Annotated in this window: 1 protein-coding gene; it reads right to left on the bottom strand. The window is 58.7% G+C overall.

The features are described 5' to 3' along the window. The coding region (locus EOC06_RS38325; RefSeq protein WP_164899053.1) for an AMP-binding protein at positions 1-595 on the bottom strand (595 nt) is incomplete at both ends.

Below are 595 nucleotides of genomic sequence, written 5' to 3'. Positions count from 1 at the left end.
CCACCATGCCCGTCCAGAAGATACACCCGCGTGTTGGCAATCGGACGCCCGATCGGGACAACTGACCCGTCAAAATCAGCCGGGCAAGTCCAGGCTGTAACGTCGATAGCTGCTTCCGTGGGACCGTATAGATTGTGCAGGCCAGTCCAAGGCAATACGCGCCGAACCTTCTGCGCAAGGGAGGCAGGAAGCGCCTCGCCACTGCACACGAGACGCTGCAGCGATGTGCAGCGATCAACACCATTCGTGTCCATAAAGCTGACCAGCATGGATGGTACAAAGTGTGCAGTGGTGATGCGTTGGCTGATTATCAAGTTTACAAGCGCATCGGGGTCTTTGTGTGCAGCCGGAGGCGCCAGCACCAGGGTCGCCCCTTCCAGCAACGTCCAGAAGAATTCCCAGGCCGAGACATCGAAGCCAAATGGCGTCTTCTGCAAGACGACGTCAGTCGCATTGAGAGCGTAGGCTTTCTGCATCCAGATCAGGCGATTGATAATAGCCCGATGCTCATTCTGTGCCCCTTTTGGCGTCCCGGTGGAGCCGGAGGTGTAGATGATGTAGGCGAGATGGCGCGCGGTCAGGCCGAGCGCGCGCG

Origin of the sequence: Mesorhizobium sp. M7A.F.Ca.MR.362.00.0.0 (genome assembly GCF_004023175.1) — a bacterium.
In the GTDB taxonomy this organism is placed as follows: Bacteria; Pseudomonadota; Alphaproteobacteria; order Rhizobiales; family Rhizobiaceae; genus Mesorhizobium.
Note: the sequence above shows the minus strand (reverse complement) of the source record. Positions and strands in the feature narration are given on the sequence as shown.